The following is a 25770-nucleotide window of genomic DNA, read 5'->3' as shown; positions in this document are numbered from 1 at the left end:
AGTTAGGTGGGGGTCGGGCTGCCCGTAAAAGCCCGATTGGTTCAACTAATAATCAGTGGGGGATGAAGAAAACCCCCACTGATTAAAGTTTCACTTTATCCCGCTATTTGTCGGGCAGTAACACTCACGTCTCAAAATTCGCTGGGAGATAACCGCCCGTTTGGGAAGGGCTGATTAAAGTTTCACATTATGTATATGAAAAAGCTGACAAATAATTATTTGTCAGCTTTTTTTAGTGTAATTGCATTTCTTGTATGACTAATATGTTCATAAAATAGTAGTTTATCACGGCTAAATACATGCAGTAAAACATGAATAATGAATAGGCCGTTAATGATAAATAGGAATAACAATGTAACGAGTAATACTAAAGGTTCTGTATGATTTAACATAGAGCTACTAGAAAGAATATAATTGATTCCGCCTAACGCAAAATAAAATATACCGTAGCGAATAAATAGTTCTTTTAATGTAATACGATCTGATTTTCCTTTCAAATGAATGCGAAGCAATGCTTTCCCAATTGTTTTTCCATTCGTAAAGTATGGAAAAACAATAAAATAAATAAGGATTGAACACGTAATGAAAATGAGTTCATACATATTGGTGTAAGATTGCATATTAGAAACGAAGAAAGAATTTCCTTTGTTTTTAACGACAGGTACAACGATAGATAAGAAGATCCAATCAATTTGCATCGCGATAAGGCGACGAATAAATCCGACTGGTTTCGTTTCTAAATCAATATGACTATCTAACTCGTTTGTCTTCGGAAGGAAGTACGTAAATATTGGTGCAATGATAAAACCAATTACGCCACCTAATGTATTTAAAAACAAATCATCGATATCGAATAATCGGTATGCACAATTGTATATACCGTATAATCCAGTCACTTGTGTTAGCTCGAAAAATAGTGAAAAGAAAAAGGAAATGCAAATTGTTTGTAAGAAACTACGTCGGAAATAATAACGTAAGTAAATACCGAATGGAACAGTTAATAGGACATTAAATGCAACTTGTAAAAAAGCAGACTCTTTTAATAAGTAGAAATAAGTAGCCGGTTTCGTTAAAACTGCCGATGTATGACTACTAATCTCTTGTATGAAATAAAATGGTGAGAGTTGCATGTGTTGTGTATTAGCCGATTGTAGGCTACAAGTATCAAACGTTTGTGGCAACGGCAAAATAACAAGAAAATAGGCATTTAATAAGTAAAGTAATAATGAGTATAAAATAAATGAGCGCCATTTATTTAAATAACCGTATTTTCGATAATTAAATATTAGAAAAGGGATTAAAAGAAACATTGCTAAAAAGGGAAATAAAATAAATGCTGTTTTTACTGGAAATAAATATGCAGTCAAAGTGAAACTCCTTTCAATAAAAATTCGTTTATCATTATAGCGCTAAAAATATTTAAATACAAAGTTAAAATCTTTCGAAATAGAAATAATTACTAATTTTATAGGAATTAAGTTATAATAAATTTAATATAAGGATATTATGATTATGTAAGTTGAGAGAGGGTACAAGAGATGCGATATGAACTTTTTTCTGTAAGTGGGGATCATATTACGACTTTTGAAAGTGCATGGCGTTTTCAGGAGGGAGAACAGATTTTTGTTCATGATGATCAAACAAAAAGAAACTTTATTATTATTCGTCTGACGCATGATGTATTTCAACAAAATAAACATGTTATTCGTTTGTATTGTCAAGAAAAGAAAGTGTATGCATAAGAGAAGCCCTCTTACAGTATGAAAAGTAAGAGGGTCCTTATCTTGTTATTTGTGAACAGCCCGATTGACGAGGGCTGATTAAAGTTTCACTTTATCATTTTCCCCCTCGTAAGGAATAAAAAAAGAAGGGTTAATGCACATAGGTAGCATTTGATTTGGAAGAAAGGATATAGCCTTGTATTTTTTGCTTCAAAGTTTCATTGTTTTCTCTTTGAGAAAGCCATGTATGGTAATCTTGTTGTGTTTTCCATAACATACGAATCATATATTCTGCCTTATCATTTGTATGATGAACAGGTGAAAACTCTATGTTAATACAACCGTTCGTTCCGGGGGAAGGATAATATTGTTTAAGCCCATAAAGTAGCTCATTTTTATATTCGTACTTCATGTGAATGAGTTTAGTAACTATAAACATATAAACACCTCTTTTACGATAATAGTAGGAAAGATAGAATTACTATAATAGTGAACTTAAATGATATCATACTATTCAGAAAATTCAAAGTAAATGATAGATTTTAACTTAATAAAGGTATAAAAAAGCGAGTCATCTAGTGTAATAGAATGACTCGCTTTCAATTTGTAAGTTTCATTTTATAAGAAAATAAGAGTAAGTACACCTACGATAATACAATAGAAAGAGAAATATTTTAAATTTCCTTTTGCCATAATGTTCATAAACCATTTTAGTGAAATATACGTCATGATAAATGTTGCGATGAATGCAACGACATATGGTACGAATAATGTGTCTAGATTTGGATCATTTGCAATGTCTGTAATGCTTAACAATAAGCCACCTAAGCTAACAGGAATGTATAGTAAGAATGAGAAGCGAAGAGCTGTTTCTTGCTTCATCCCAAGTAACATTGCTGCTACGATTGTGGCACCAGATCGGCTTATTCCGGGAATCAGTGCGCAAGCTTGTGCTAATCCGACGATGATTGCATCTTTCATAGAAAGGTCGCCATCATTTTTACGACCGCGTAAATTTCTAATAATCCAAAGGCCGACAGCAGTAATAAGAAGAGAAATCCCAACCATCTTCACACCTTTTAAGTACTGATCGATGTAATCTTTAAATAAAACACCAATAACACCTGCTGGAATGGTTGCAATAACAAGATAAATAATAAAGAAGAAATCTGATTTTGCGTCTTCTGCTCTTGTAAATATATAAGAGAGACCATTCTTCGTTAGACGAATTAAATCATTTCTATAAATAAGTAATACAGCTAATAATGAAGCTGAATTAACAAGTAGTTCGAAGCTAAATCCTTCTATTTTTAGTCCTAGCAAATGTTGTGCTAAAACGAGGTGACCACTTGAAGAAATCGGAATTGGTTCTGTTAGTCCTTGGAACAGACCGAGAATTAAATATTTTAAAACGTAGTAAAATTGTTCCATAATAACCTCCTTGTTTATTAGTTGAAAGAAACAACTTTTCCATTATAACAAAGATATGGATGAATATTGAAAAGAAATAAATATTCGAAATAAAATAAAAATCCCTTATAGCAGTATAAGGGATTTTTATTTTTAATTAAGAAGTTACTGTTTCTTGAAGACTTTTAGACAATTGAACATCGACTTTTTCAGCATCATGAATATGATTCATAATAGTAGTATTTAATTTTTGGAACATTTGTTGTGTGTTAGCGAATTCTCGTAATATGTCATCATTACAAGACTTTTGGTTTTCAATAGCCTTAATAACATTTGTAGCGCCATTTTGTAACGTTTGAATCATAACTAAAATATTTTCAATTCTAGCGTTTGTATCGGCGCTCATTTCTACACCTTCATCGACTAAATGTAAATTATCTTTTGTATTATCGTATGCTTTTTCAATTTCTTCTTGAATTTTTTTCGTTAAGTTGCCGATGTTTTTTGTGCTTTCTGCTGTACTTTCCGCTAGTTTTCTTACTTCATTGGCAACGACAGCGAATCCTTTACCGTGCTCTCCAGCACGTGCGGCTTCAATACTCGCATTTAAAGCAAGTAAATTTGTTTGTGCTGCAATGTTTTGAATGACTTCTACAATTTGCTCGATTTCTTTTGAGCGTTCGCTTAGATGATTCATACTATTAGACGTGCGTTGAGATTGTTCACCTAATTTATTAATTACAATAAGTAAGCGGTGAACGGATTCTTTTCCTTCATTAGAGCAGTCAATAATTTCTGAAATAGACTGAATTAAGCTTTGTTCCTTTTGCAACATTTCATTATTTAACTCATTGGAATGTGTCGTACGTGTTGAAACATTTTCGAAACATGAACTTAATTGTTGAACTAAATTTTGGAGTGTATTGTGTTGGTTATTTACAAGTTGATGCTCTTGTACAACGCTTTGTACACGATCGTGGATAGTAGAAATAGTCTCTTGTTTTTCAATATCTTTTTGTTTCAATTCTGCTTCTAATTCTTGTATACGCTCTTCTAATTGAGCAATTGTATGTTGGAGTGATTTCTTTTGAGTAAACATATATTTATTTCAACCGCCTTCAAAAGTTATATTTTCTCTATATTTGGATTTTAGCATCTTTTGTATTTTTTAAATATAGGAATTGTTAAATATTTAAGAATCTATTACATTTTATTCATAATTCTCGTTTTTTCGTCACGAAAAATAAACTGTATTTAATCGTTTTGTAAACAAACTGTAAAATAAATCATGTATAACTGTATAAGAAGGGAGTCGGATTATGAACTATTTTAAGCGAATCAGTAGTCTAGTATTAGCAGGAATTATCGTTCTTTCTAGTACAGTCGCTGTAAAAGCAGAGTCAAACGACGAGAAACTTAACAACATGCAACAGCAATTGCAACAAAACGATGCAGAAATGCAAAAGAAAGAGCAAGAGAAGCAAGCTGTTAGTAAAGAAATTAAAGGTATCGAAAACGAACTACATAATTTAAATAATACAATTGCAAAAAATAAAGAGGATCAAGCTGCTATTCAACGTAAAATCGATGAAACACATAAGCAGATTGAGCAAAAAAAGCAAGAAATTGTCGTTTTAGAGGATAAAGTCCTTGCTCGTAAAGATATTATGAGAAAACGTATGGTTTCTGTTCAAAACAGTTCAAATACAAGTTTAGTAGTAGAAGTTGTGGTAGAGTCAAAAAACTTTGCAGACTTCTTACAACGTATGAATGCAGTTTCTACTATTCTAGAAGCTGATAAAGAAATTTTACGTCTACAAGAACAAGATCTTCGTCAAATTGAAGAAGATAAGAAAACAATTGACGAAAAAGAAGCATCTTTAGTAGTAGACAAACAAAAATTAGCAAAAGCACAAGCTGAACTGCAAGATAACTTGAAAAAACGTCAAGATAACTTACAAGTAGTTCAAGCTAAATATAATCAGGTTGCAAGTCAACTTAATTTAGCTGCGGAAGAGAAAGCTAAAATTGAGTCAAATATGAAGGCAGTACAAGAAACGATTGCTCGTGAGCAAGAAGCAGCAAGAATCGCAGCGGAAGAGCGTGCAAAAGCAGAAGCGGCTGCAAAGGCTGAGCAAGAAGCTTTAGCGAAAGCACAAGCGGAAATTGCTGAAAAGCAAAAGCAAGAAAAAGCTAGTAAACCAGCTGAACCAGTTGTTAATAATAATTCGAAGGTAGAACCTGCACAACCTGAACCACCTTATAAGCCAACTGCTGGTGGGAAAGAAATTTATGTAGAAGCTACAGCTTATACAGCTGATCCAGGGGAAAATGGTTATGCGCCAGGTCAACAAGTATTTTCTGCATGGGGACCAGGTGGTAAAGGTTATAATCTAACTGCAAACCCAGGAATGAAATTAATTGCTGTAGATCCAAATGTTATTCCATTAGGTAAGACTGTAAATGTTGAAGGTTATGGAGTAGCAATTGCAGCCGATACTGGTGGGGCTATTAAAGGGCATAGAATTGATGTTTTAATGCCAGATAAAGGTTCATCAAGTAGCTGGGGCAGAAGAACAGTTAAAGTTACAATTTTAAACTAACAAGTAATCCAACTTTACAATACGTAGAGTTGGATTTTTTTATAATATTAATGTTAAGTTGAGTTTACATTTTGTTAAGGGTAGCATACAATAATGGTGAGAGGTGGTAAATTTGACCATTTTAAACAGAGTAAAAGAATTAAGAGCTCGTTTTAATTTTACGCAAAGTGTATTAGCAGAAAAGGTTGGAGTAACGAGACAAACAATTGCTGCAATTGAAAAAGGGGATTACGTTCCTTCATTGTTATTAGCACTTACGATTTGTGATGTGTTCCAGTTAAAGATGGAAGACGTGTTTGTTTTAAATAAGGAGGGGGAAGAGGATGAATAGACTCGTATTTTCCTATATGCTAAATGTACTTTTAATGGTATTAGCAGGTTGGGCTTTTATTGAGTTATATTATTTTACTATTGAAGTCGCTAATTTTATTCAAACGAAGAGAGTACCATTCGAAGTTTCAATAAGTTTAATACCGTTCGGGTTACTTTTAACATTTGGTATTGTATCGACTGTTATTTATAAAATTCAAAAGAAAAAATATAAAGAGCTCTCGTATTGGATGTTTCCACTATTATTTCCTCAAGAAGATGAGCGTGAAAAGGCAATTACAGAAAAGGCTTGTCGTACTACATTTATGTCATTATGGTATGTGTTGCCTTGTGCAGTTGGTTTTTTAACTCTTTCTCCAATTGTTATTCTATATGTTCCTGCATATCCGATATATATTGCATTTAGTATCTTCTTTATTCAGATGACGATCTTTCACGTATCACTATACAGAAATAAATTAGCTTAAAAAGAAACCTTCTTGCACCGGCAAGAAGGTTTCTTTTCAGCTAATACTTGTACATATAGCGATATTATTTTATCATTTTATATAGAGTAAGATTTTGTAAGGGAAAGGAACTGTGTATGAATAAGCAAAGAATTTATAGTATAGTAGCAATTCTGCTATTTGTTGTAGGTGGCGTATTAATTGGAAAGCCATTTTATGATGGATATCAGGCTGAAAAGAAACAGACTGAAAATGTGCAGGCTGTTCAAAAGATGGATTATGAAAAGCATGAGACGGAATTTGTAGATGCTTCCAAAATTAATCAACCAGACTTGGCGGAAGTAGCGAATGCATCATTAGATAAGAAACAAGTAATTGGTCGTATTTCGATTCCAAGTGTTTCAGTAGAACTGCCTGTTTTAAAAGCTTCTACTGAAAAAAACTTATTATCAGGTGCAGCGACAGTAAAAGAAAATCAAGTTATGGGAAAAGGAAATTACGCATTAGCAGGACATAATATGTCTAAAAAAGGTGTTTTATTTAGTGATATAGCTTCTTTGAAAAAAGGCGATAAAATTTATTTGTATGACAATGAAAATGAATATGAGTATGCGGTTACTGGTGTATCTGAAGTAACTCCTGATAAGTGGGAAGTTGTAGAGGATCATGGGAAAGATGAGATAACGCTTATTACATGTGTATCTGTAAAGGATAATTCTAAGCGTTATGTTGTTGCTGGTGATTTAGTAGGAACGAAGGCGAAGAAGTAAAAAAGAAGGTGAACTCTTTAAAGAGTTCACCTTCTTTTTTACTAATGTTGAGAAATAATAGAATATTTTGGTTTGTATTTAAATATTCTTCTATTTATGTATAATAAAGTTATAATTCTATATTTTGGGAGGAACAAGAGTGAGACAACAGGTGAAGAAGCTTCTTTTAACAACGAGTATAGCGTTATTGGTAGCTCCAATTTCAGCTTATGCGCATCCAGGGCGTACAGATGCTAATGGCGGACATACGTGTCGTACAAATTGTGAGAAATGGGGATTACAGTACGGGGAATATCATTATCACAATAAACCAGCTTCTAGTAGTGGTGCAACGAGCCCAGCTCCTAGCCAGAATAATAATAGTGCTGTAGAAGCTGAGAGACAAGGAGAAGCACAGCGCAATACTGAGGCTGAAAAAAAACGTGCTGCAGAAGCACAGCGCAACGCTGAGGCTGAAAAACAACGTAATGCAGAAGCACAGCGTAAAGCTGAAGAAGAGAGACAACGTGTAGCCGAAGAACAAAGAAAAGCTGAAGAGGCACGTAAGCAAGAGGAAGCGCAGCACCAAGCTGATATGGAAAAAGGTCAACTTGAAGGTCAAAAGAATGGAGAAACTGATTTTAAAGCAGGAAAAAATGATGCAGAAGTGCACGTAGCTGGAAAATCTGATGCATATAAACAAGCGTTTAAAGCGAATTATGCAGCCGCATGGTCTTTAGAAGAGCAGAAGAAAACGCATTTTGAAAAAGGAAAAGAACAAGGTTTAGCACAAGAGACGATGGACGATAGTCAAGTTGCTCCAGAGTTTAAGGTAAACTTTGCAGACGGATTCAAAGTAGGGAATAAAGAAAGAACAGAAAAAATTGAAAAAGAGCAAGCTGAGTTAGGGGAAAAGACAGGGAAAGAACTAGCTGAAAAGAATCCTGGAAATAGAGAGAAAGAAGTATACGTGAAGGCATATGAAACAGCGTATGAAAAAGGCTATAAGTCTACAAAAAAGGCAGTAGAAAAGGCTGGCTATAAGTATGCATTTGAAAACTATGATTTAAAAGTTCCTGCTAAGTATGAAAGAAATGAATTGTTAAAGAAATGGTTTACTGAAGGATTTAAATCGAATAAAAAAGCAGCGGAAATTCGAGAAGAAGGGTATAAAAAGGGAGACAGCTGGTTCTCATTCTTCTATAAGAGTTTCGTACCAAGTGAATATAAAGAACATAAAGAGCTGTACGAACAAGCAATAGAAAAAGGTAAAACGGCATAAAAAAGATGAGGAGAAATTCCTCATCTTTTTTAATCCATCCATTTCACTAATTTCTTAGAAATTAATAATAAAACACAACCTAATACAATTGCCACAGCGCCAATAACAGTGAATACTTCAGCGTATCCAAGTGAGGTTGTGAAGCTTGCAAGTTGTCCGCCTAAAATGTTGGCGATACCTGAACTTGCTAGCCATACACCCATTAGTAAAGATGCTAATTTTACCGGAGCAAGCGCACTGACCATCGATAGTCCGACAGGTGATAAGAATAGCTCACCTAACGTATGGAAAAGATACGTAAAGACGATAAATAGTAAGTTTGCTTTTTCTGTAATGTTATGTTCATCACTACCTGTTTTTAATGTAGCGATAACGAGAATGATATAACCGATACCAAGCAAGATCATACCAAGTCCCATTTTAGTTGGGATTTTTAAATCACCGCGCTTGCGAGTTGCAAGTTTTGCCCATAATGCAGAAATGACTGGAGCAAGTAAAATAATAAATAATGGATTGACCGATTGGAACCAAGATGTTGGAACTTCCCATCCGAACACAGAGCGGTCTACAAATTTGTTTGTATATAATGTTAACGAGCTACCAGCTTGTTCAAAGCCAGCCCAGAAGAAGACAACGAAGCATGTTAAAATGACGATAACTGCGGTACGCTGTTTTTCTTTTTTTGTTAACGGTGTATCTCCTACTGATGGTTGTCCATCTGTTGTTTGTAAATCGCGAGTTGGTTTTTTACCGATATCACCAAGGAAGCGATTTGATAATGTTGTAAATAAAATTTGTCCAATAATCATTCCGATTGAAGCGGCTAAGAAACCGTAACGGAATCCGTAATGTACAACGCCATCAACTGTTGTTTTGAATAAATTTTCTGATAAAAATCCGCAAACGAGTGGAGCTAAAAATGACCCGACGTTAATACCCATATAGAAAATGGTAAATGCACTATCACGTTTTGGATCGTTCTCTTCGTATAATTCTCCAACCAGTGTAGAGATGTTCGGTTTGAAGAATCCGTTACCGATAATAATAAGCGCTAATCCGAGGTATAGGCCTAATTGGTTTTGCAAGGCAAATAGTGTAAGGTTACCGATTGCCATTGTTATACCACCAATTGTGATCGCTTTTCTTCTACCTAGAAAACGGTCTGTTAAGTATCCACCAATCATTGGTGTGAAATAACAGGCTCCAGTATAAAATCCGTAAATAGAGAGTGCCCATGCGGGACTAAACCCAAGACCACCGCTTACTAAAGCTGTCGTTAAATATAATGTTAATAATCCTCGTAATCCATAGTAACTAAATCTTTCCCACATTTCTGTAAAGAAGAGTAAGTATAAACCTGGAGGATGTTTCTTTTTTCTTTGTTGTTCTCTTTCTAGTTGTATCGTTGATTCCATGTTATTTTCCTCCTGACACAAACAAAAACAAAGTTAATAATTTTGTACATTTAATATTTTACCTTATTAACTATTATAAGTCAATAAAGGTTGATTTTTCAGAAGAAATTGGAAAAGAGGGATAGCTATAGAATGGGTGTTTCTTTTATGTTAGACTATGGACTATGTTTTCTTTGTTAGGAAGCGGATTATTGCACTTTTTTATATGTGAAATTGATTTCATAAAAGATGAAATTAAAGAAGGAGAAACAAATGAAATTGTTACAGAAAAAAGAAATTTTACTGATTAGCCTTATGTTATTCTCGATGTTCTTTGGAGCGGGGAATCTTATATTCCCACCTTTCCTTGGGTATGAAGCAGGAGAACATGTGTGGATTTCATTAATAGGATTTATTATATCAGCAACAGGTCTTCCTATATTGGGTGTTATCGCTATTGCGAAAGCGGGAAGCTTTCAAACGTTAGCGGGTAGGGTTCATTCTTCATTCGCCATTATTTTCCCATGTATCGTGTATTTATTTATTGGACCAGGTCTTGGTATACCACGTGCAGGAAGTTTAGCTTTTGAAATGGGACCAGGTCAGTTCTTCACAGAGTCGGGAAGTGTAGTTTTATTATGTTACACGGTTATTTTCTTTAGTATTGTGTACTGGTTAAGTTTATCACCGTCTAAATTAATGGGGTTGTTCGGAAAAGTTTTAACACCGTTATTATTAGGTATGATTGCCCTTATTTTTATAAAGAGTATATTTACATCAGTTGGCAGTGTGAAAGAGGCTGCTGGAAACTATGGACAAGCTCCTATGTTCCAAGGCTTTTTAGATGGATATTTAACGATGGATGCGCTAGCCGCTTTAATTTTTGGGATTGTTATTGCAAATGCTCTTCGTGCAAAAGGTGTTGAAGATGATAAAGGTTTAGCGAAATATATGAGTATTGCTGGAATTGGTGCAGGACTATTATTATCTATTATTTATGTCATCCTTGGATATGTTGGTTCAATTAGCGGTTCGTTAGGTACATTTGATAATGGGGCGAACGTGTTAGCGCAAGTTATGACTACATTATTTGGGCAGGGCGGAGTCGTTTTATTAGGTCTTATTTTTACTATCGCATGTTTATGTGTTTCAATTGGACTTGTTACGTCTTGTAGTCAATTTTTTGCGAGTGCATTTCCGAAAGTATCTTATAAAGTGTGGGCATTTATAGTAAGCGTTGTTAGTATGATCTTAGCTAATTTAGGATTAACGCAAATTTTAAAAGTATCAGTACCAACTCTTGGATTTATTTATCCAATTGCATTAACGCTTATTATTCTAGGGTTATTCCATAATTATATTGGGAAGTATGCATACGTATATGCAGTAACTGTTTGGATTATAGCAATATTTAGTGCAATCGATATTTTCAATAAAAATGTAATGATGAATCAGTGGACGTCGGTATTAAAATACATTCCGTTTTATACAGAAGGTGTTGGATGGATTGTTCCAGCTATTGTAGGCATGTGTCTTGGTTTCATCGTTAGCATTGCTTTAAATAAGAATAAATGAGTAAAAAGGTGTTTTCCTATTTTGGGAAGACACCTTTCTTTTTTTGGAAAAATACTATTGAAAATGAATAGACTAAGAGTATGATAAAGATAATTGGTAATATATAGGTTTAATGAAAGTTACGAATGAGGGGGTAGCATATGAAGAAGGATTTGGATAAGAAAATAGAAGCACTCGAAACGGCAATTGAAACGATTCAAGAAGCACTTGCTGAATTAAAGGTGAAGCAAAGGGAAATAGAAGTAGAAAACGCTCAGCAACATGTTAGTAAGGATAAGAAAGAATATATTGAAACGGTAATGGAGGAAAAGCCAAAAGAAGAAATAGTTAAGAAAAAAGAGTCTTTGCAAGAACGTGAGGTAAAACAAGTAGATATATCTGCTTTTAAATCAGAGCCATTTAATATTATTAAGTTTTGTCAAACGTGGTTACCACGTGTATTTGTCGGTATTATGTTGCTTGGAGTGATCTGGTTATTTAAAGCAGGGGTAGATGCTGGTTTATTAACACCAGCGATACGAATTGTGTTTGGTATCGCATTATCTATCGGGTTGTATTATATAGGAGATATTCAAATTAAAAGAGAGCGGCAAGCGTTAGGATTAGTATTAGCTGGAGGAAGTATTACCGGGATTGTTCTAACAACGTTTGCAGCACATTATTTATATGGATTTATTCCGGCAAGTGTCGCGTTTCTCTGTAATATTGCATGGGTTATTTTAGGTATTTATTTAGCGAAAAGATATCAATCGGAATATCTCACTATTTTCGTAGCGGTCGGAGCGTTCTTCGTACCATTCTTGTTAAATAGTACGACTCCTAATCCTTATATTTTCTTTGGATATGAGACAGTATTAACACTTAGTTTATTATGGTATGCGTTGAAAAATCGTTATAAATACTTATATATGATTTCTTACGCTGTTGCTGCCATTGTCCTTTTCGTTTTCTTTGCTGTTATGTCAATGTTAGTAGAGAACTTGCAAATACAGTTAACGATTGTATATGGTTTGATTCATTTACTATTATTTTGGCATATGTTTACGGAGAGAAGTTTTATACTAGAACCACGTTTGGCGATATTTAGTGCGAATGCAGTGTTCTTTATACTAGCTATTTCAAAAATACCTGATTTTACAACATGGGGATTAATTATTAGTGCACTCGTGCATGCCGCTATGTTCGTATTTGAATATAGGAAAAATAGACATTCTACATTTACAAATCTCTTATTTGGTTTTGCAATGGGAGCATTTAGTTTAGCAATTTTATATGAGTATAGTTTAGTGAATGCAGCGATCGTACTATTGTTACAAGGTTTCCTCGGTATGGTTACTTCTATTAAAGGAAAACAACAGATAAAATTGTATGTTAGTGCGACGGTTTACGCAATTGGAATGATACAGACTATTTTTAGCCCGTTTGATCAATTTATTTCGGCAGGCTTTGTTGCTCATCTTATTTTAATAGGAACATTCTATTATTGCATGAGACAAGCGAAAGAAGTGTTAGCGAGCTTCGGCAAATATATGTATTCTATAGTGCTCTATTGGTTTATGATAATTGTATTTATTACAATTACGAGAATCGGTGAAGTTTTATCTACAGATGGAAGCGTAATTAGTGTATCAGTATCGTTATTATGGATGGTATATGCATTATTTGCGGTTTGGTTTGGAAGAAATAGAAATATGAATGAAATATTATATGCTGGTTTAGTCGTTTTAGTCGTAACTGTAGGGAAGTTATTCTTACTTGACTTACCAGAGGTATCGATGATGATTAGGGCAGTGTTATTCCTAATCGTCGGTAGTATAGGTATCGTTATTTCAAGAATGTTTTTCTCGAAGGAAGAGAAGTGAGAAGAAGGCAATCCATGTATGGATTGCCTTTTTTATTATTTCTTATTAATTGTTACAGTTTCATTATATTTCGTTGTTGTATTTTGGCGTAGACGAAGCGTTGCTTGTCCAGTTGTATTTGAATCAATCTGTACATTTACAACTTTCTCAGCAGAGCCTAAGCTGTTTGTTGTGAAAGAGAATGCACTACTATATCCAAAAGCAGATGGCCAAGTGCCGTTTGCATTTTGTACTTTAGCCACTTGTGTTCCTCCAGTAGTGAAGATACCTAAAGAATAGTTGTTATATGTTGTATTAGGTAGTAAGTTGTTTACTTGAATCTTCATTTGGAAAATTTCATTGTTTGGTAGAATGCTAGGGTGTGTAACGACGTAGTCGCTTGTTGTTACCGCACCGTTATAACCGTATGAACCTGGTTTAAAAGTATTTGTATTAAACCATTGATAACCTGCATTTGGTGCACTCCAAGGTTCAGGTTGTGGTTCTGTTGATAAGCTTGGCTTTTCAAATGTTTGTAGAGCTGTAGGTGAATCAAGTTGTAAACCATTTACTTGATCTAAACTTGTAAATGTCTCTTTATTTGATAACCAATTTACGATGTTTTCTAATAAAATCGCATCGTTTTCTTCTTTATAACCATCGTAAGTTTTCTTTGTTTGGCCAGAATCTTCACGAACGTACTTTGGCGTAGCATCTTCAACAGGAGAAGAGTCACCAATAAAGGCAGCTTTTCCAAGTCCTACTTTTGCAATTGCAGCATATGGGCCTTCTGCAATACCACCGCCATTATAAACGCCACTATCAACAGCGTTATTCCATTTTGATGGATTTTCTGGAAGGTAAACAAGTCCTTTTGCTAGTTTTGGATTTGTAATTGCCAGAGTAGAACCAGCATGCATTGCTACAGACGAAACACCTTTTGTAATTCCGAAAGATTGTTCAGGCGATACAATTGTTTTCGCTGAAACATCACCAAGTGCATTGTAGCGGAAGCGAATACCGAAGTTGTCAGAGAGCCAATCAGAGCTTTCTACTCCTTGCATAGCTTGTGAATTTGCTTCTTCATTAGACATTCCTTTTGCTGGATTATCCCAAGCGCCGCGTCTATATCCATTAAATACTTCAGAAGAGTCCCAGCGATTTTTATTACGATCTGCATTGTAATGATCAGCAATAAAGAAGATACTACCACCATTTTTTACATATTGTAACATAGCGTCCTGCTCAGATTTTTTGTAAGGAATATTAGCTTCTGGAACGATAAATACATTGTAGCCATTTAAGTCTTCGTACGTAATAGGTGTTGATTTGCGAAGTTCTTTTACGTGATATCCGTTTTTTGCAATGCCGTTTCCGAAGTCAGAAAAGCCGCCGTCAATAACCCAGTCAGCTGTCCCAGCAGTTTGACCGTGTGTATTATCAAATAATACTTTCTTCCCATTGTTTTGATTTACAACTTTTGCAGCAATTTCAGGAGCTGGGTCTACAGAGCTTTCGGCATAAGTAGACGGTATGAACGAGGTCCCTATACTTAGTGTAATTGCTGTTGCTAAAGAAAATGTAATCCATTTTTTATTCTTCATAGAAGAATCCCCCTAATAATAAATATATGTGCTTTAATAATGTAATTTATTTTTCTGTAAAAATAAAGACGGAAAACATAAAAAATATTAAAAGATTGTAAAAATACCGTGAATTATGTTGAGAAATATTTATATAGATATAAAAACATCCCTTCCAAGTAATAGGGAAGGGATGTTTTGCTTAACTAATTTTTGAGTTAGGTGTTTCATCAATCTTATGAAACCCTTTCATGTAATATACGATTGCTAAGCCGATAAGCCAAATTGGGCCGACAATCAATGCAATTCGTGTATCTTCTGAATAAGCCATTATACCTAATACTAATACAAGGAAAACGAGTGAGAAATATGAGCTTAATGGGTATAAAGGCATTTTATACGATAACTTTTGTTTATTTTGAGTAGGCAAGCTTTTACGGAATTTAATTTGAGCGACTAATATAATTCCCCAAGTCCAAATGGCGCCGAAAGTTGAAATGCTAGTAAGCCATGTAAATACCTTTGCAGGTACGAGATAGTTTAATATAACACCAATGAGTAAAACGATAGCAGTTGCTACAATTCCTTGGCTTGGAATGCCATTTTTATTTAAACGACCAAATCTTTCAGGAGCTTTTTTCTGCTGAGCTAATGTATATAGCATACGGCCTGTACTAAATAAACCACCGTTACAAGAAGAAAGAGCTGCTGTTAATACGACAAAGTTAATAATACCTGCTGCTTTTGCGATACCAATTTGCTGGAATGTTAATACGAATGGACTGCCTTTCTCACCAAGTTCGTTCCATGGATAAATTGCCATCATAACGAATAATGCCCCAACGTAAAAGAGTAGAATTCTCCAAAATACGTTATCAATTGCCTTTGCGAGTGTTTTCTTCGGATTTTGAGCCTCGCCAGCTGTAACACCGATTAATTCAACGCCTAAATAAGCGAATAGTACCATCTGCATGGAGAGTAGTAATCCAGAAAATCCATTTGGGAACCAGCCACCATGTGACCAAAGGTTTGAAATACCAGTAGCGATACCACCGTTTCCGAATCCGAATAAAATAATACCAGCTCCGACTACTATCATACAGATAATTGTGACAATTTTAATGAGAGCAAACCAAAACTCAAGTTCTCCAAATACTTTTACCGATAAGAAATTAAAAGCGCTCATTAACAATAGAGCAAGTAACGCCCAAGTCCAGCGCGGGATATCTGGGAACCAGTACTGCATGTAAATACCAGCTGCTGTAATTTCAGCCATACAAGTAACAACCCATAAGAACCAGTAATTCCAACCAGTAATATAGCCAGCGAGTGGTCCAATATAATCATATGCATATTTACTAAAAGAACCAGCAACAGGTTGTTCAATTGCCATTTCCCCAAGCGCTCGCATAATGAAAAAAATCACGAGACCGGCAATCATATAGCCTAGTAAAATAGAAGGACCTGCTAGTTTAATGGCGGAAGCGGATCCTAAAAATAGCCCAACGCCAATAGCTGAGCCCAGTGACATTAAAGTAATATGTCGTTCTTTTAAACCACGATTTAAAGTTCCAGATTTGTTTGTGTGCTGCATAAGAAGACTCCCCCTTGTAGAGTGAACGATATTTGAATGCGTTTACTAAATATTTAACTATTTCAAATTATAAAACATTTCTATCTGTTATGCTACAAAAATAATCATAATGAACTGTACTACATCTGTACTTGTCAGACTTAAACTTAAAATTCGAACTATTAGGGAATATATTGACTCTTCTTTTTATTGATTGTTAAGATTAAGTATTATATTTTCTCACATACTAGTAAGAAAAAGAATGTGTGATAATAATTCAGGTGTAGGAAGGGTACATAAGCATGTTTCAATTACAAAAATATAACACTTCTGTGAAGCAAGAGTTTTTAGCTGGCATCACAACTTTTTTTACATTTGCGTATATTCTTGTCATCAATCCAAAGATATTATCTGATGCAGGTGTACCATTTGACCAAGCGTTTACAGCAACAATTATTGCAACCGTTGTTGGAACAGTAGGTATGGCGATTTTTGCGAATTACCCGATTGTTATTGCTCCAGCTATGGGAATGAATGCATATTTTGCTTATTCTGTTGTACAGAAGGCAGAAGGGATTACATATGTAGTTGCCTTTTCAGCTGTATTTGTAACGGGAATTATTTTTCTTTTATTATCTTTTACTTCGTTTAGGCAAAAGTTAATTTTAGCAATTCCTGATAGTTTAAAGCATGCAATTGCAGGTGGAATTGGACTATTTATTGCTTTTATTGGATTGCGTCTTTCTGGAATTATCGTGGATCATCCGTCTAATTTAGTTACGATTGGTGATTTTCATTCTCCAGCTGTTATTTTAACTTTAATTGGTTTAATATTAGCGGCGGTATTAATGGCATTACGTGTGAGTGGTGCATTATTTATTAGTATGATTGTGACAGGAATTATCGCCTTCTTTACAGGGCAATTGAAGTTTGCTGATAAAATTGTGGCGATGCCTCATTTACCAGAGGGGATTATCGTTTCAAATCCAATCAACGCCTTTTCAGATGTCATTGAATATGGATTATATGGTGTTGTATTTTCATTTTTACTTGTACTGTTATTTGATACAACAGGTGCATTACTTGGTTTAATTAAACAAGCAGGTTTAATTACAGACAATACAGAGAAGCGTTTTGGTAAAGCGTTTATTGCAGATGCAATTGGTGGGACTACTGGTTCTATCTTTGGAACAAGCCCAACAGCAGCGACGATTGAATCGTCAGCAGGTATTGCTGCAGGTGGTAAAACTGGATTAACAGGGATTGTAGTTGTTGGTCTAACAATTATAACGGCATTTTTCAGTCCTGTTATTGCTTCTTTATCAAGTGTAGCCGCTATTACAGCTCCTTCATTAATTATAGTAGGTAGTTTAATGGCACAGAGTATTCGAGATATTAATTGGAATGAATTTGAAGATGCGTTACCAGCATTTTTGATTTTTATAGGTATTCCGTTAACATCTAGTATTGCAAATGGAATCGCAATTGGATTTTTAGTATATCCAGTCTTGAAAATTGTGAAGGGTAAAGGGATGGAAGTACATCCATTACTATACTTATTTGCATTCTTATTTGGATGTCATTTATTCTTATAATATAGATATATGAGAGGGCCTTCTTATGGGAGGCTCCCTTTTTGTGTATAATAAAGTGAAACTATAGGCAGTAGGGGGGATCCCCACTGTGTATTAGCCCGCACCAATTGGAATAAGGTGAAAATTTAATTGGTTTTGTAAAATATAAATTACTTAATGGAATATATATATTACAATAAAGGTAGAGGAGGAACATGAATGGCTGTAAGTAAAATAAAAGTCGCGCGTGTTCAGTTAGATTTAACACAGCAACAATTAGCAGAAAAAGTAGGCGTTACACGACAAACGATTAGTTTAATTGAGAAGGGGAAATACAATCCATCTTTAGATTTATGTTTGAAAATTTGTTATGCAGTAGATAAAACGTTGAATGATTTGTTTTGGGAGGAAAAGGAGTGATAGGATGAAAATCGTGAAAGATGAACGTTTAATGATTGAAGGGTTAAAACATATTAGATTAGCTTTCATCTTACAAAATATCGTCATACTAGCTATCGTCTTTTACCGCTATGTCTTGCAAGGGGCAGGATATGAAAGTGTTTCAGATTTATTAATGGTATTTATGGGCGGGATAATAATTATTAACTTTTTAAATCTGAAAAATTCAGTGGAAGTGTATGAGCACACAGGCGGAGTATCACGTAGCTATTTCATGAAATTATTATTAATTCCAGTAGGTATTATTATTGGGATATTAGCTGTTTGTATCATTGTAACACCAGATATCTCGATAAAAGAAATAAGTATAACAGTACTTATTATGGTTGCTTGTTTTTTAGTTCCTAGTTTATTTATCTACATATATATGAAAAAGATAAAAAGTGAAGATTGAAATATAAGAAAAGCTTTCCTGTATTGAGGAAAGCTTTTCTTATATCTTTTTATACAAAACTTTATGAAGGCCAATCGGTTCAATTTCAAAGATTTCACCATGCTCCTGAAAGTCTAATCGCTTGTAATAGTCAGTTACAGTAATACGGCCATTACACCATAGGATGTTTGCTTTCCGTTCTTTTAAAATTTGTTCTGCCTTCTGAATTAAGGAGCTTCCAGCTCTTTTGTTCCGAAAGTTAGGTAATGTTGCCATTCCTCGTAGTCTATAATGGATACCATTTTGTAAATCAGGATATGTTTCTTTTGAGAAGGAAGCGATGCTAATTAACTCATCGTTTATAAAGGCACCTAAGTGGAATGTGTCTTTTTCGTAGTCAGAAGAGTATTTACAGTCTGCTAGGGACTGATTGGGACGCAACACCGCTTGGCGTAATAAGTGTGTCTCGGATGCATCAATATACTGCACAGTAATCATATTATCATCCTTTCTTATAAACCCTTTTCTATAAGTTGTATAAAGAAGTATGCAGGTGCAGCGAGAAGGCCGAGTATACTAGCGGTTCCGAGAAGGAGTGAAAGAAAAAGGCATGAGTATTTAACTCCATTTGATTTTTTCCAACCATAGCTGCAAATTTCAATGCTAACACCGATGAGAATAATGGCGACGAGTACTTCTGCTAATAATAAGAGAGCTAAAGTTACAATAGACATAATGTAATCCATCCTCATAATATGTGATAGTAACATTTTACCATATGAAAATTAAAAAATGCCCCTCAATTATGTGGGGGGCATTTTTTTTACTCTAATATGTTTTTTAGTGTATCGATATGTTCTTTCGAACCTGTTACAAGTAATGTATCACCGTGTTGTAGTCTTGTATCACCATGTGGTATTAATGCTTTATTACCGCGGTAGATTTGAATGACAAGTACATCACCTAAAAACGGGAGGCGGCGAAGTGCAATGCCGTTATATTTATTGCTGCGCAGTTCAACTTCGCGTACTGTTTCGTTTGCTGTTGTAATTAAGCGAACGAGACTCGGTTTATCAATAAGTGCACGTAATAAAATACGTGTAGAGTTAATTGTTGAGAATACAGCGATATGTTCTTGCGTTGCTTTTTCTTGTAGAAGTGGATCTTCTACACTTGCAATAACATGTTCAACACCTAGCTCTTTTGCATGTTCTGCCAATAATAAGTTTTGTTCATCATCGCTTGTTGCAACAACAACGCGGTCTGCGTTAAATGCTGTTTGTTCAGTTAATGATGCAATTGTGATGTCATCTAATTTTACGATAGGGAAGTCATGTGATTTCGCTTCCTCATCATTTATTTTATTTTGACGCATCATATAAAGTGTTACATCATAATCTTCTCGTTTTAAATCTAGTGATAACGGAAGGGTAATTCTGCTCGCGCCAATAATAGCTACTTTTGGTTTTGGTGTTTCTACTTTTGGGAACATTTTTTTAAACAATATAGGTGCAAAAATACAAGTAATAACTGCGCTTAAAATAAGAGAGGCAGATAAACTTGGACTGATAATCCCCAGTTTTTCACCAATTTGTGCAGCCGCAATAACTAAAGAAAGTGTCGATGTTAATAAAATTGCACTTCCAAGTACGATATTATGTGGATACCATTTTCTTAAGACGAGTGATGGTAAGAGTTTTGAAATAAAGAGTCCTACAATTAAGATTGGGATCATTAGCATGCTAGAAGGTTCTTTGAAAATAGACCATACCTCTAGATTTACACCAACCATTACGAAGAAAATAGGGATGAAGAAACCATAGCCGATGGAATCAAGTTTTTCAACCATATCTTCATTTGGTGATAATAACGATACAAGTACACCTGCTAAGAAGGCACCTAAAATATTTTCTGCTCCAACAGATTCGGATAACCCTACTAATATTAAAATGAGTGCAAAAACAGCTCGTGTATCAATTTGTACACTACCAGCCTTTAGGCTATCTAAGTATGGAATGTTTTTAAAGCGTTTTGCAATAAAGTAAATGATAATACCGGCACCGAATAGAAGAAGTAAGAGCCACATACTTTGGCCGCTTTCGGAATTTAATCCGACGAAAACAGCGAGTAAAATCATTGTAACTAAGTCTGCAATAACAGCAACTAATAAAATGATTTGTCCGATTGCAGTTTTTCCTAGGTTGTTCTCTTTTAATGTTGGTACAACAACACCTAAAGAAATAGTTGAAATAATTAAAGTCATGAACATTGCATTATCTACAAATCCTAGCCATACGAATAGTAATGATAGGGCATAAGATAAGATGAAAATAAATAGGAAGATAATGCTTGCTGCTTGAAATGTATTTGGTTCGTTTGTCGTATTTTTTTTCCCTTTTTGTTTAAAGATAGAAAAATCAATTTCTAAACCGCTTAAGAACATGAGGAAGATAAATCCTAATGTTGATAAAACTTGAAGCCACATATCTGGCTCAATAATATTAAACCCACTTTTACCTACAAAGATTCCTGCAATAATTTCTGCAACGACAACAGGAAGTGCTTTTAATTTAAAGCGTTGTAACAAAAGGGGAACGAAAAACGCGATTGCAACGACAACCATAAGTGATAGAACAGAAGTATGATGTTCCATTGCGTTCTCTCCCTTCAAATAAATATAGTACCTATTTAGCCATATAATAGGTAGAAAAGCAACGCATATGGATTCGATTTCATAAAGAAAGACTTTTCTTAACATTTGTCATAATAAGTATATTTTTCATGATTCTGTTGTTAATTCCGTAATGTGGATGTAATAGGGGAGAGAATAAAAAAAGACTGCTGAGGAATCTCAGCAGTCTTTCTCATGTACATTACATTGAGAAGAAGATCCATACAGTTAAACCAACTGTTGCAGTTGCAACGAAGAAACTGTATATCATTGTAAGAATTTGAACTCTTCCTTCCCCTTCTTTTAAATGCATGAACATAATTAATTGTAATAATGCTTGCGCAACAGCCATTATGATAATAGTTGTTAAGACTGTTGAAAGTGGCAATGTTGTGTAAAGTGCCACGTATAACGCTAGAAACGTTAATGCAAGCGATAAAATAAATCCGAAAACGTGTGACCAAGGGAATCCGCTATGCGCATGCCCGTTTGCTTGATTGTTGTTTTGAGCCATTTACGCCACCATCCCGTTCAAGTAAACTAGTGTGTAAATAAAGACCCAAACTAGATCAAGGAAATGCCAGTATAAGCTGATAATGAATACTTTACGAGCTGTAACTGGTGTTAAACCTCGTTTTAAAATTTGGATAATAACACAAGTTGCCCAAATGATACCGCCTGTTACGTGGGCTCCGTGGGTTCCAAGAAGAACGAAGAATGCAGATAGGAAAGCACTTGTTTGAATTGTTGCGCCTTCACCGATGTACATAATGAACTCTTCGATTTCAAAGAATAGGAAACCTGCACCTAAAAGTAATGTAAGGATGAACCATCCAAGCATTGCTTTTTGGTTGTGCTTACGCATTTCGTGAATTACGATACCACATGTGAAACTACTTGTTAAAAGTAGTAATGTTTGAATTAAAAGCGTTTTAAGTTCAAACAGTTGCGCTGGAGTTGGGCCATCTGCCGTACGACCAGCAAGGACTAGATAAGAGGCGAAAAGTGTTGCGAACAGCATAATTTCAGCCCCAAGAAAAATCCAGAATCCTAGGATATTCAATCTGCTTTGTTCGGATTGATATTCCAAAGGTAAGCTTTTATCTAAAGCCGCCATGTCATTTCACCTCTCATGCTATATGTTCTGTTTCTTTAATTTCATCAACACTTACGTAGTAACCATCGTCATAATCGAATGAACGATAGATTAAGCAAGCTAAAATACCAATACCACCGATTGCTGCAAGCCAGAACCAGCTAAATACTAATGCGAAACCTGCAAGACCGAAGAATAAAGACGCAATAATAGGCACACCAGAGTTACTTGGCATGTGAATTGGTTTGATATCTTCTGCTGCTGGTGTAACTGTTTCTCCGCGTTTTTTCATGTACCAGAAAGCATCAGCTTCTTTAATTTCAGGAAGCTTCGCGAAGTTGTAATGTTGTACAGGAGATTGAGTTGCCCATTCAAGTGTACGACCATCCCATGGATCTCCAGTTGTGTCACGTTCACCATGACGTGCACTCCAAATTACGTTGTAGCAAAGAAGTAGGAAGCCAATACCCATCATTACCGCACCAACAGATGCGATTTGGTTTAGCCATCCCCATCCAAGACTTTCAGAGTAAGTGTACATACGACGAGTCATACCGTCTAAACCTAAGAAGTACATTGGGAAGAAACAGATGTTAAATCCGCTCATAAAGATCCAGAATGTCCATTTACCTAGGCGTTCATTTAACATATGACCAGTCATTTTTGGATACCAGAATGTGAATCCAGCAAGCATAGCGAATACTGTACCTGCGATTAATACGTAGTGGAAGTGAGCAATTAGGAAGTAGCTGTTATGGTATTGATAATCAGCTGCTGCCATTCCAAGCATAACCCCTGTAACCCCACCGACTACGAAGTTTGGAATAAATGCCAATGACCAAAGCATTGGAACTGTAAAACGAATACGTCCTTTATACAGTGTAAACAACCAGTTAAAGATCTTAACCCCGGTTGGAATCGAAATCGCCATTGTCGAAATCGAGAAGAATGAGTTAACCGCTGGACCTGCACCCATCGTGAAGAAGTGGTGAAGCCATACGACGAAACTTAGTAAAGAAATTGCAACCATTGAGTATACCATCGCACTGTAACCGAATAGACGCTTACGTGAGAATGTACTAATGATTTCAGAGAAAATACCGAATGCCGGTAAAATAACGATATATACTTCAGGGTGACCCCATACCCAGAACAGGTTAGCCCATAACATCGGCATACCGCCGCTCGCCATCGTAAAGAAGTGAGCATCGAATAGACGGTCAAATGTCATTAATGCAAGAGCAACTGTTAATACTGGGAAAGCGAAAATAATGATAATTGTTGTAATTAAGATTGACCAAGTAAACATTGGCATTCTCATTAAAGTCATACCAGGTGTACGCATTTTTAAGATAGTAACAAGGAAGTTAATACCGGTCATTAGCGTACCGAGACCTGAAATCTGTAATGCAATTGCGTAGTAGTTATTTCCTACGCCCGAAGTAAACTCTGTACCTGCCATTGGGAAGTAAGAAGTCCACCCAGCGTCTGGAGAACCACCGATTACGAAAGCGATGTTGAATAACATTGCTCCGACAAAGAATAACCAGAAACTTAAAGCATTTAAGAACGGATATGCAACGTCACGAGCACCAATTTGTAATGGTACTACAAGGTTCATTAATCCCATAACGAATGGCATTGCCATGAAAAGAATCATTACTGTACCATGCGTTGTAAAGATCCCGTTATAGTGTTCAGCGTTTAAATAAGTTGTTTCTGGGAATGTTAATTGTGCACGGATCATTAAACCATCCATACCACCGCGGAATAACATGATAACCGCAGAAATAATATACATGGCTCCGATTTTTTTATGGTCAACAGTTGTTAACCATTCGTCCCAAAGCCATTTCCATTTTTTATACTTTGTTAGTACGAAAATGATTGCTAATGTCACAAGAACGATAGAAGCGTCTGCACCGTAAATAATCGGGTCACCTGTGACAAAGAATTCATCAAGCTTCACTGTGTTCACTCCAATCTGTTGGAATAATAGCTATTATTTTTTGTTTTTGTAGTAGTTGTAATCACAATATTCAAGTGATTTTGGATCTACATAACTTAAGTGGTGACTAGAGAACGTCATGCGTCCAACTACACCAGGTTTAATAATTTCGTTGTACTTCTCTTCGGTTAACTTATCAGCCTTTTCTTGTACTTCTTTAACCCACTTGTCATATTTCTCTTTAGTTTTTGCTTCAACTTCGAACTCCATGTGTGTGAATCCTTCACCAGAGAAGTTCGCACTACGGCCTAGGTAAGAACCTGGCTTATCAGCTTGTAAATAAAGATCCATAATCATGCCATCCATTGTGTACTTCATACCACCAAGTTCTGGTACCCAGAAAGCATTCATTGGGCCGACAGAAGTCAGTTTGAATTGAATTGGTACACCAGCTGGGATATTTAAATAGTTAACGGTTTCAATTTTTTCCTCTGGGTAACTGAATAACCATTTCCAGTTTGCAGATGTAACATAAATTTCAACTGGTTTAATATGTTTGGACTCTTTCGGAACCTCTTCCGAAGCATAAGTTGCTTTTACTGTTGGAATCGATAATGCGATAACGATAATAACAGGAACAAGCGTCCAAATAATTTCTAGTAATGTGTTACCGTGTTGTTCAGGTGGCTCATAGTCCATATTCTCTGATTTTTCACGATAACGAATCAAGATGACTGTAAACAGAATGAATACAATTGCGATAATTAATGACATAAGCAAGAATGACCAAACAATTAAATCATACTGTGCTTTTGCAACAGGTCCTTGCGGATTTAATACTGCGAGTTTTTTATCACAGCCACCGAGGAACAGAAGTAATGATAACGGAAGAAGCGAAGCCAACTTCCAAAACGCTTTCTTTAGTTGCACGATTGAAAATCTCCTTTCTCCTTGGATTGAAACTATGCCAATAAAACAATATAAACCTATTAATTTATAGAAGGCAATAGTTTTTGATATATTGTTAAAAAATAGACACAAATGCACACTTTTTAAGGTGAATATCATTTGTAACTTGATTACATTGTAAACTATTTTCCAGAGAAAAACGTGATTGTGAAAATTTTAAGATAAATAAAGTT

At 35.2% G+C, this 25770-nt stretch carries 25 protein-coding genes; 11 read left to right on the top strand and 14 right to left on the bottom strand.

What is annotated here, in order from left to right:
- Nucleotides 1-215: 215 nt before the first annotated feature.
- On the bottom strand, nt 216-1367 hold the full coding sequence (locus C4S65_RS14105) for a VanZ family protein (protein ID WP_000128029.1): 1152 nt from the start codon (nt 1365-1367) through the stop codon (nt 216-218).
- A gap of 171 nt (nt 1368-1538) precedes the next feature.
- On the opposite strand from C4S65_RS14105, the gene C4S65_RS14100 reads away from it, so the two are divergent.
- On the top strand, nt 1539-1742 hold the full coding sequence (locus C4S65_RS14100) for a hypothetical protein (RefSeq protein WP_001268332.1): 204 nt from the start codon (nt 1539-1541) through the stop codon (nt 1740-1742).
- Between the two features lie 130 nt (nt 1743-1872).
- Here the strand turns inward: C4S65_RS14100 and C4S65_RS14095 are convergent, their stop codons facing one another.
- From C4S65_RS14095 to C4S65_RS14085, 3 genes are all read right to left on the bottom strand, one after another.
- Nucleotides 1873-2160 carry a hypothetical protein gene (locus tag C4S65_RS14095; RefSeq protein WP_098013707.1) on the bottom strand — a complete coding sequence of 96 codons (288 nt, stop codon included), beginning with the start codon at nt 2158-2160 and terminating at the stop codon, nt 1873-1875.
- 179 nt (nt 2161-2339) lie between these two features.
- Nucleotides 2340-3152 (bottom strand): undecaprenyl-diphosphate phosphatase, encoded by an 813-nt coding sequence (locus C4S65_RS14090; RefSeq protein ID WP_000434794.1) that lies wholly within the window; start codon nt 3150-3152, stop codon nt 2340-2342.
- A 136-nt stretch (nt 3153-3288) separates the two neighbouring features.
- Nucleotides 3289-4230, bottom strand: coding sequence for a methyl-accepting chemotaxis protein (locus tag C4S65_RS14085; RefSeq protein ID WP_000495034.1), 942 nt, complete (start codon nt 4228-4230; stop codon nt 3289-3291).
- A gap of 220 nt (nt 4231-4450) precedes the next feature.
- Here C4S65_RS14085 and C4S65_RS14080 point away from each other — a divergent pair, with 220 nt between their 5' ends.
- From C4S65_RS14080 to C4S65_RS14060, 5 genes are all read left to right on the top strand, one after another.
- Nucleotides 4451-5734, top strand: coding sequence for a 3D domain-containing protein (locus tag C4S65_RS14080; protein WP_098838586.1), 1284 nt, complete (start codon nt 4451-4453; stop codon nt 5732-5734).
- A 112-nt stretch (nt 5735-5846) separates the two neighbouring features.
- Nucleotides 5847-6065, top strand: a complete 219-nt coding sequence (locus C4S65_RS14075) for a helix-turn-helix transcriptional regulator (RefSeq protein ID WP_000154019.1) — start codon at nt 5847-5849, stop codon at nt 6063-6065.
- The gene (locus C4S65_RS14070; RefSeq protein WP_001081106.1) at nt 6058-6531 is read left to right on the top strand and encodes a hypothetical protein; all 474 of its coding nucleotides are present in this window, start codon (nt 6058-6060) and stop codon (nt 6529-6531) included. Before C4S65_RS14075 ends, C4S65_RS14070 begins: the two co-directional genes overlap by 8 nt.
- 116 nt (nt 6532-6647) lie before the next feature.
- Nucleotides 6648-7280: a class A sortase gene (locus C4S65_RS14065; protein ID WP_001041724.1), complete on the top strand. Its 633-nt coding sequence runs from the start codon at nt 6648-6650 to the stop codon at nt 7278-7280.
- A gap of 139 nt (nt 7281-7419) precedes the next feature.
- A complete protein-coding gene (locus C4S65_RS14060; RefSeq protein ID WP_001249821.1) occupies nt 7420-8541 on the top strand; it encodes a YHYH domain-containing protein in 1122 nt (373 codons plus the stop codon).
- A gap of 29 nt (nt 8542-8570) precedes the next feature.
- Here C4S65_RS14060 and C4S65_RS14055 read toward each other — a convergent pair whose 3' ends face one another.
- Nucleotides 8571-9956, bottom strand: coding sequence for a peptide MFS transporter (locus C4S65_RS14055; protein WP_000446272.1), 1386 nt, complete (start codon nt 9954-9956; stop codon nt 8571-8573).
- A gap of 252 nt (nt 9957-10208) precedes the next feature.
- On the opposite strand from C4S65_RS14055, the gene brnQ reads away from it, so the two are divergent.
- Nucleotides 10209-11510 (top strand): branched-chain amino acid transport system II carrier protein, encoded by a 1302-nt coding sequence (gene brnQ / locus C4S65_RS14050; protein WP_098838585.1) that lies wholly within the window; start codon nt 10209-10211, stop codon nt 11508-11510.
- A gap of 140 nt (nt 11511-11650) precedes the next feature.
- Nucleotides 11651-13372 (top strand): DUF2339 domain-containing protein, encoded by a 1722-nt coding sequence (locus tag C4S65_RS14045; RefSeq protein WP_098838584.1) that lies wholly within the window; start codon nt 11651-11653, stop codon nt 13370-13372.
- A gap of 35 nt (nt 13373-13407) precedes the next feature.
- Here C4S65_RS14045 and C4S65_RS14040 read toward each other — a convergent pair whose 3' ends face one another.
- Together C4S65_RS14040 and C4S65_RS14035 are read right to left on the bottom strand one after the other, a co-directional pair.
- Nucleotides 13408-14955, bottom strand: a complete 1548-nt coding sequence (locus C4S65_RS14040) for a DNA-binding protein (protein ID WP_000791517.1) — start codon at nt 14953-14955, stop codon at nt 13408-13410.
- A gap of 181 nt (nt 14956-15136) precedes the next feature.
- A complete protein-coding gene (locus C4S65_RS14035) occupies nt 15137-16528 on the bottom strand; it encodes an amino acid permease (RefSeq protein ID WP_001164897.1) in 1392 nt (463 codons plus the stop codon).
- Between the two features lie 281 nt (nt 16529-16809).
- On the opposite strand from C4S65_RS14035, the gene C4S65_RS14030 reads away from it, so the two are divergent.
- The 3 genes from C4S65_RS14030 to C4S65_RS14020 all read left to right on the top strand — a co-directional run bounded on the left by C4S65_RS14030 (nt 16810) and on the right by C4S65_RS14020 (nt 18934).
- A complete protein-coding gene (locus tag C4S65_RS14030) occupies nt 16810-18102 on the top strand; it encodes an NCS2 family permease (protein WP_061668135.1) in 1293 nt (430 codons plus the stop codon).
- A gap of 198 nt (nt 18103-18300) precedes the next feature.
- On the top strand, nt 18301-18501 hold the full coding sequence (locus C4S65_RS14025; protein WP_000301182.1) for a helix-turn-helix transcriptional regulator: 201 nt from the start codon (nt 18301-18303) through the stop codon (nt 18499-18501).
- A gap of 4 nt (nt 18502-18505) precedes the next feature.
- The gene (locus C4S65_RS14020) at nt 18506-18934 is read left to right on the top strand and encodes a hypothetical protein (RefSeq protein ID WP_000706631.1); all 429 of its coding nucleotides are present in this window, start codon (nt 18506-18508) and stop codon (nt 18932-18934) included.
- A gap of 39 nt (nt 18935-18973) precedes the next feature.
- On the opposite strand, the gene C4S65_RS14015 is transcribed toward C4S65_RS14020, so the two are convergent.
- The 7 genes from C4S65_RS14015 to C4S65_RS13985 form a co-directional block, all read right to left on the bottom strand.
- The gene (locus tag C4S65_RS14015) at nt 18974-19411 is read right to left on the bottom strand and encodes a GNAT family N-acetyltransferase (RefSeq protein ID WP_000633850.1); all 438 of its coding nucleotides are present in this window, start codon (nt 19409-19411) and stop codon (nt 18974-18976) included.
- A 14-nt stretch (nt 19412-19425) separates the two neighbouring features.
- Nucleotides 19426-19683 (bottom strand): DUF4022 family protein, encoded by a 258-nt coding sequence (locus tag C4S65_RS14010; RefSeq protein ID WP_003260542.1) that lies wholly within the window; start codon nt 19681-19683, stop codon nt 19426-19428.
- Between the two features lie 53 nt (nt 19684-19736).
- Complete coding sequence (locus tag C4S65_RS14005; RefSeq protein ID WP_000399978.1) at nt 19737-21566, bottom strand: monovalent cation:proton antiporter family protein; 1830 nt, start codon at nt 21564-21566, stop codon at nt 19737-19739.
- 220 nt (nt 21567-21786) lie between these two features.
- Nucleotides 21787-22098, bottom strand: coding sequence for a cytochrome aa3 quinol oxidase subunit IV (gene qoxD / locus C4S65_RS14000; protein WP_000068425.1), 312 nt, complete (start codon nt 22096-22098; stop codon nt 21787-21789).
- Nucleotides 22099-22701, bottom strand: coding sequence for a cytochrome aa3 quinol oxidase subunit III (gene qoxC, locus C4S65_RS13995; RefSeq protein ID WP_000729314.1), 603 nt, complete (start codon nt 22699-22701; stop codon nt 22099-22101).
- 13 nt (nt 22702-22714) lie between these two features.
- The gene (gene qoxB, locus C4S65_RS13990; RefSeq protein WP_000762373.1) at nt 22715-24649 is read right to left on the bottom strand and encodes a cytochrome aa3 quinol oxidase subunit I; all 1935 of its coding nucleotides are present in this window, start codon (nt 24647-24649) and stop codon (nt 22715-22717) included.
- A gap of 33 nt (nt 24650-24682) precedes the next feature.
- On the bottom strand, nt 24683-25558 hold the full coding sequence (locus C4S65_RS13985) for a cytochrome aa3 quinol oxidase subunit II (RefSeq protein WP_103945264.1): 876 nt from the start codon (nt 25556-25558) through the stop codon (nt 24683-24685).
- Between the last annotated feature and the right edge of the window lie 212 nt (nt 25559-25770).

It is taken from the genome of Bacillus sp. ok061 (genome assembly GCF_900108285.1).
GTDB lineage: Bacteria > Bacillota > Bacilli > Bacillales > Bacillaceae_G > Bacillus_A > Bacillus_A thuringiensis_S.
This window is presented reverse-complemented; position numbering and strand designations above follow the sequence as displayed.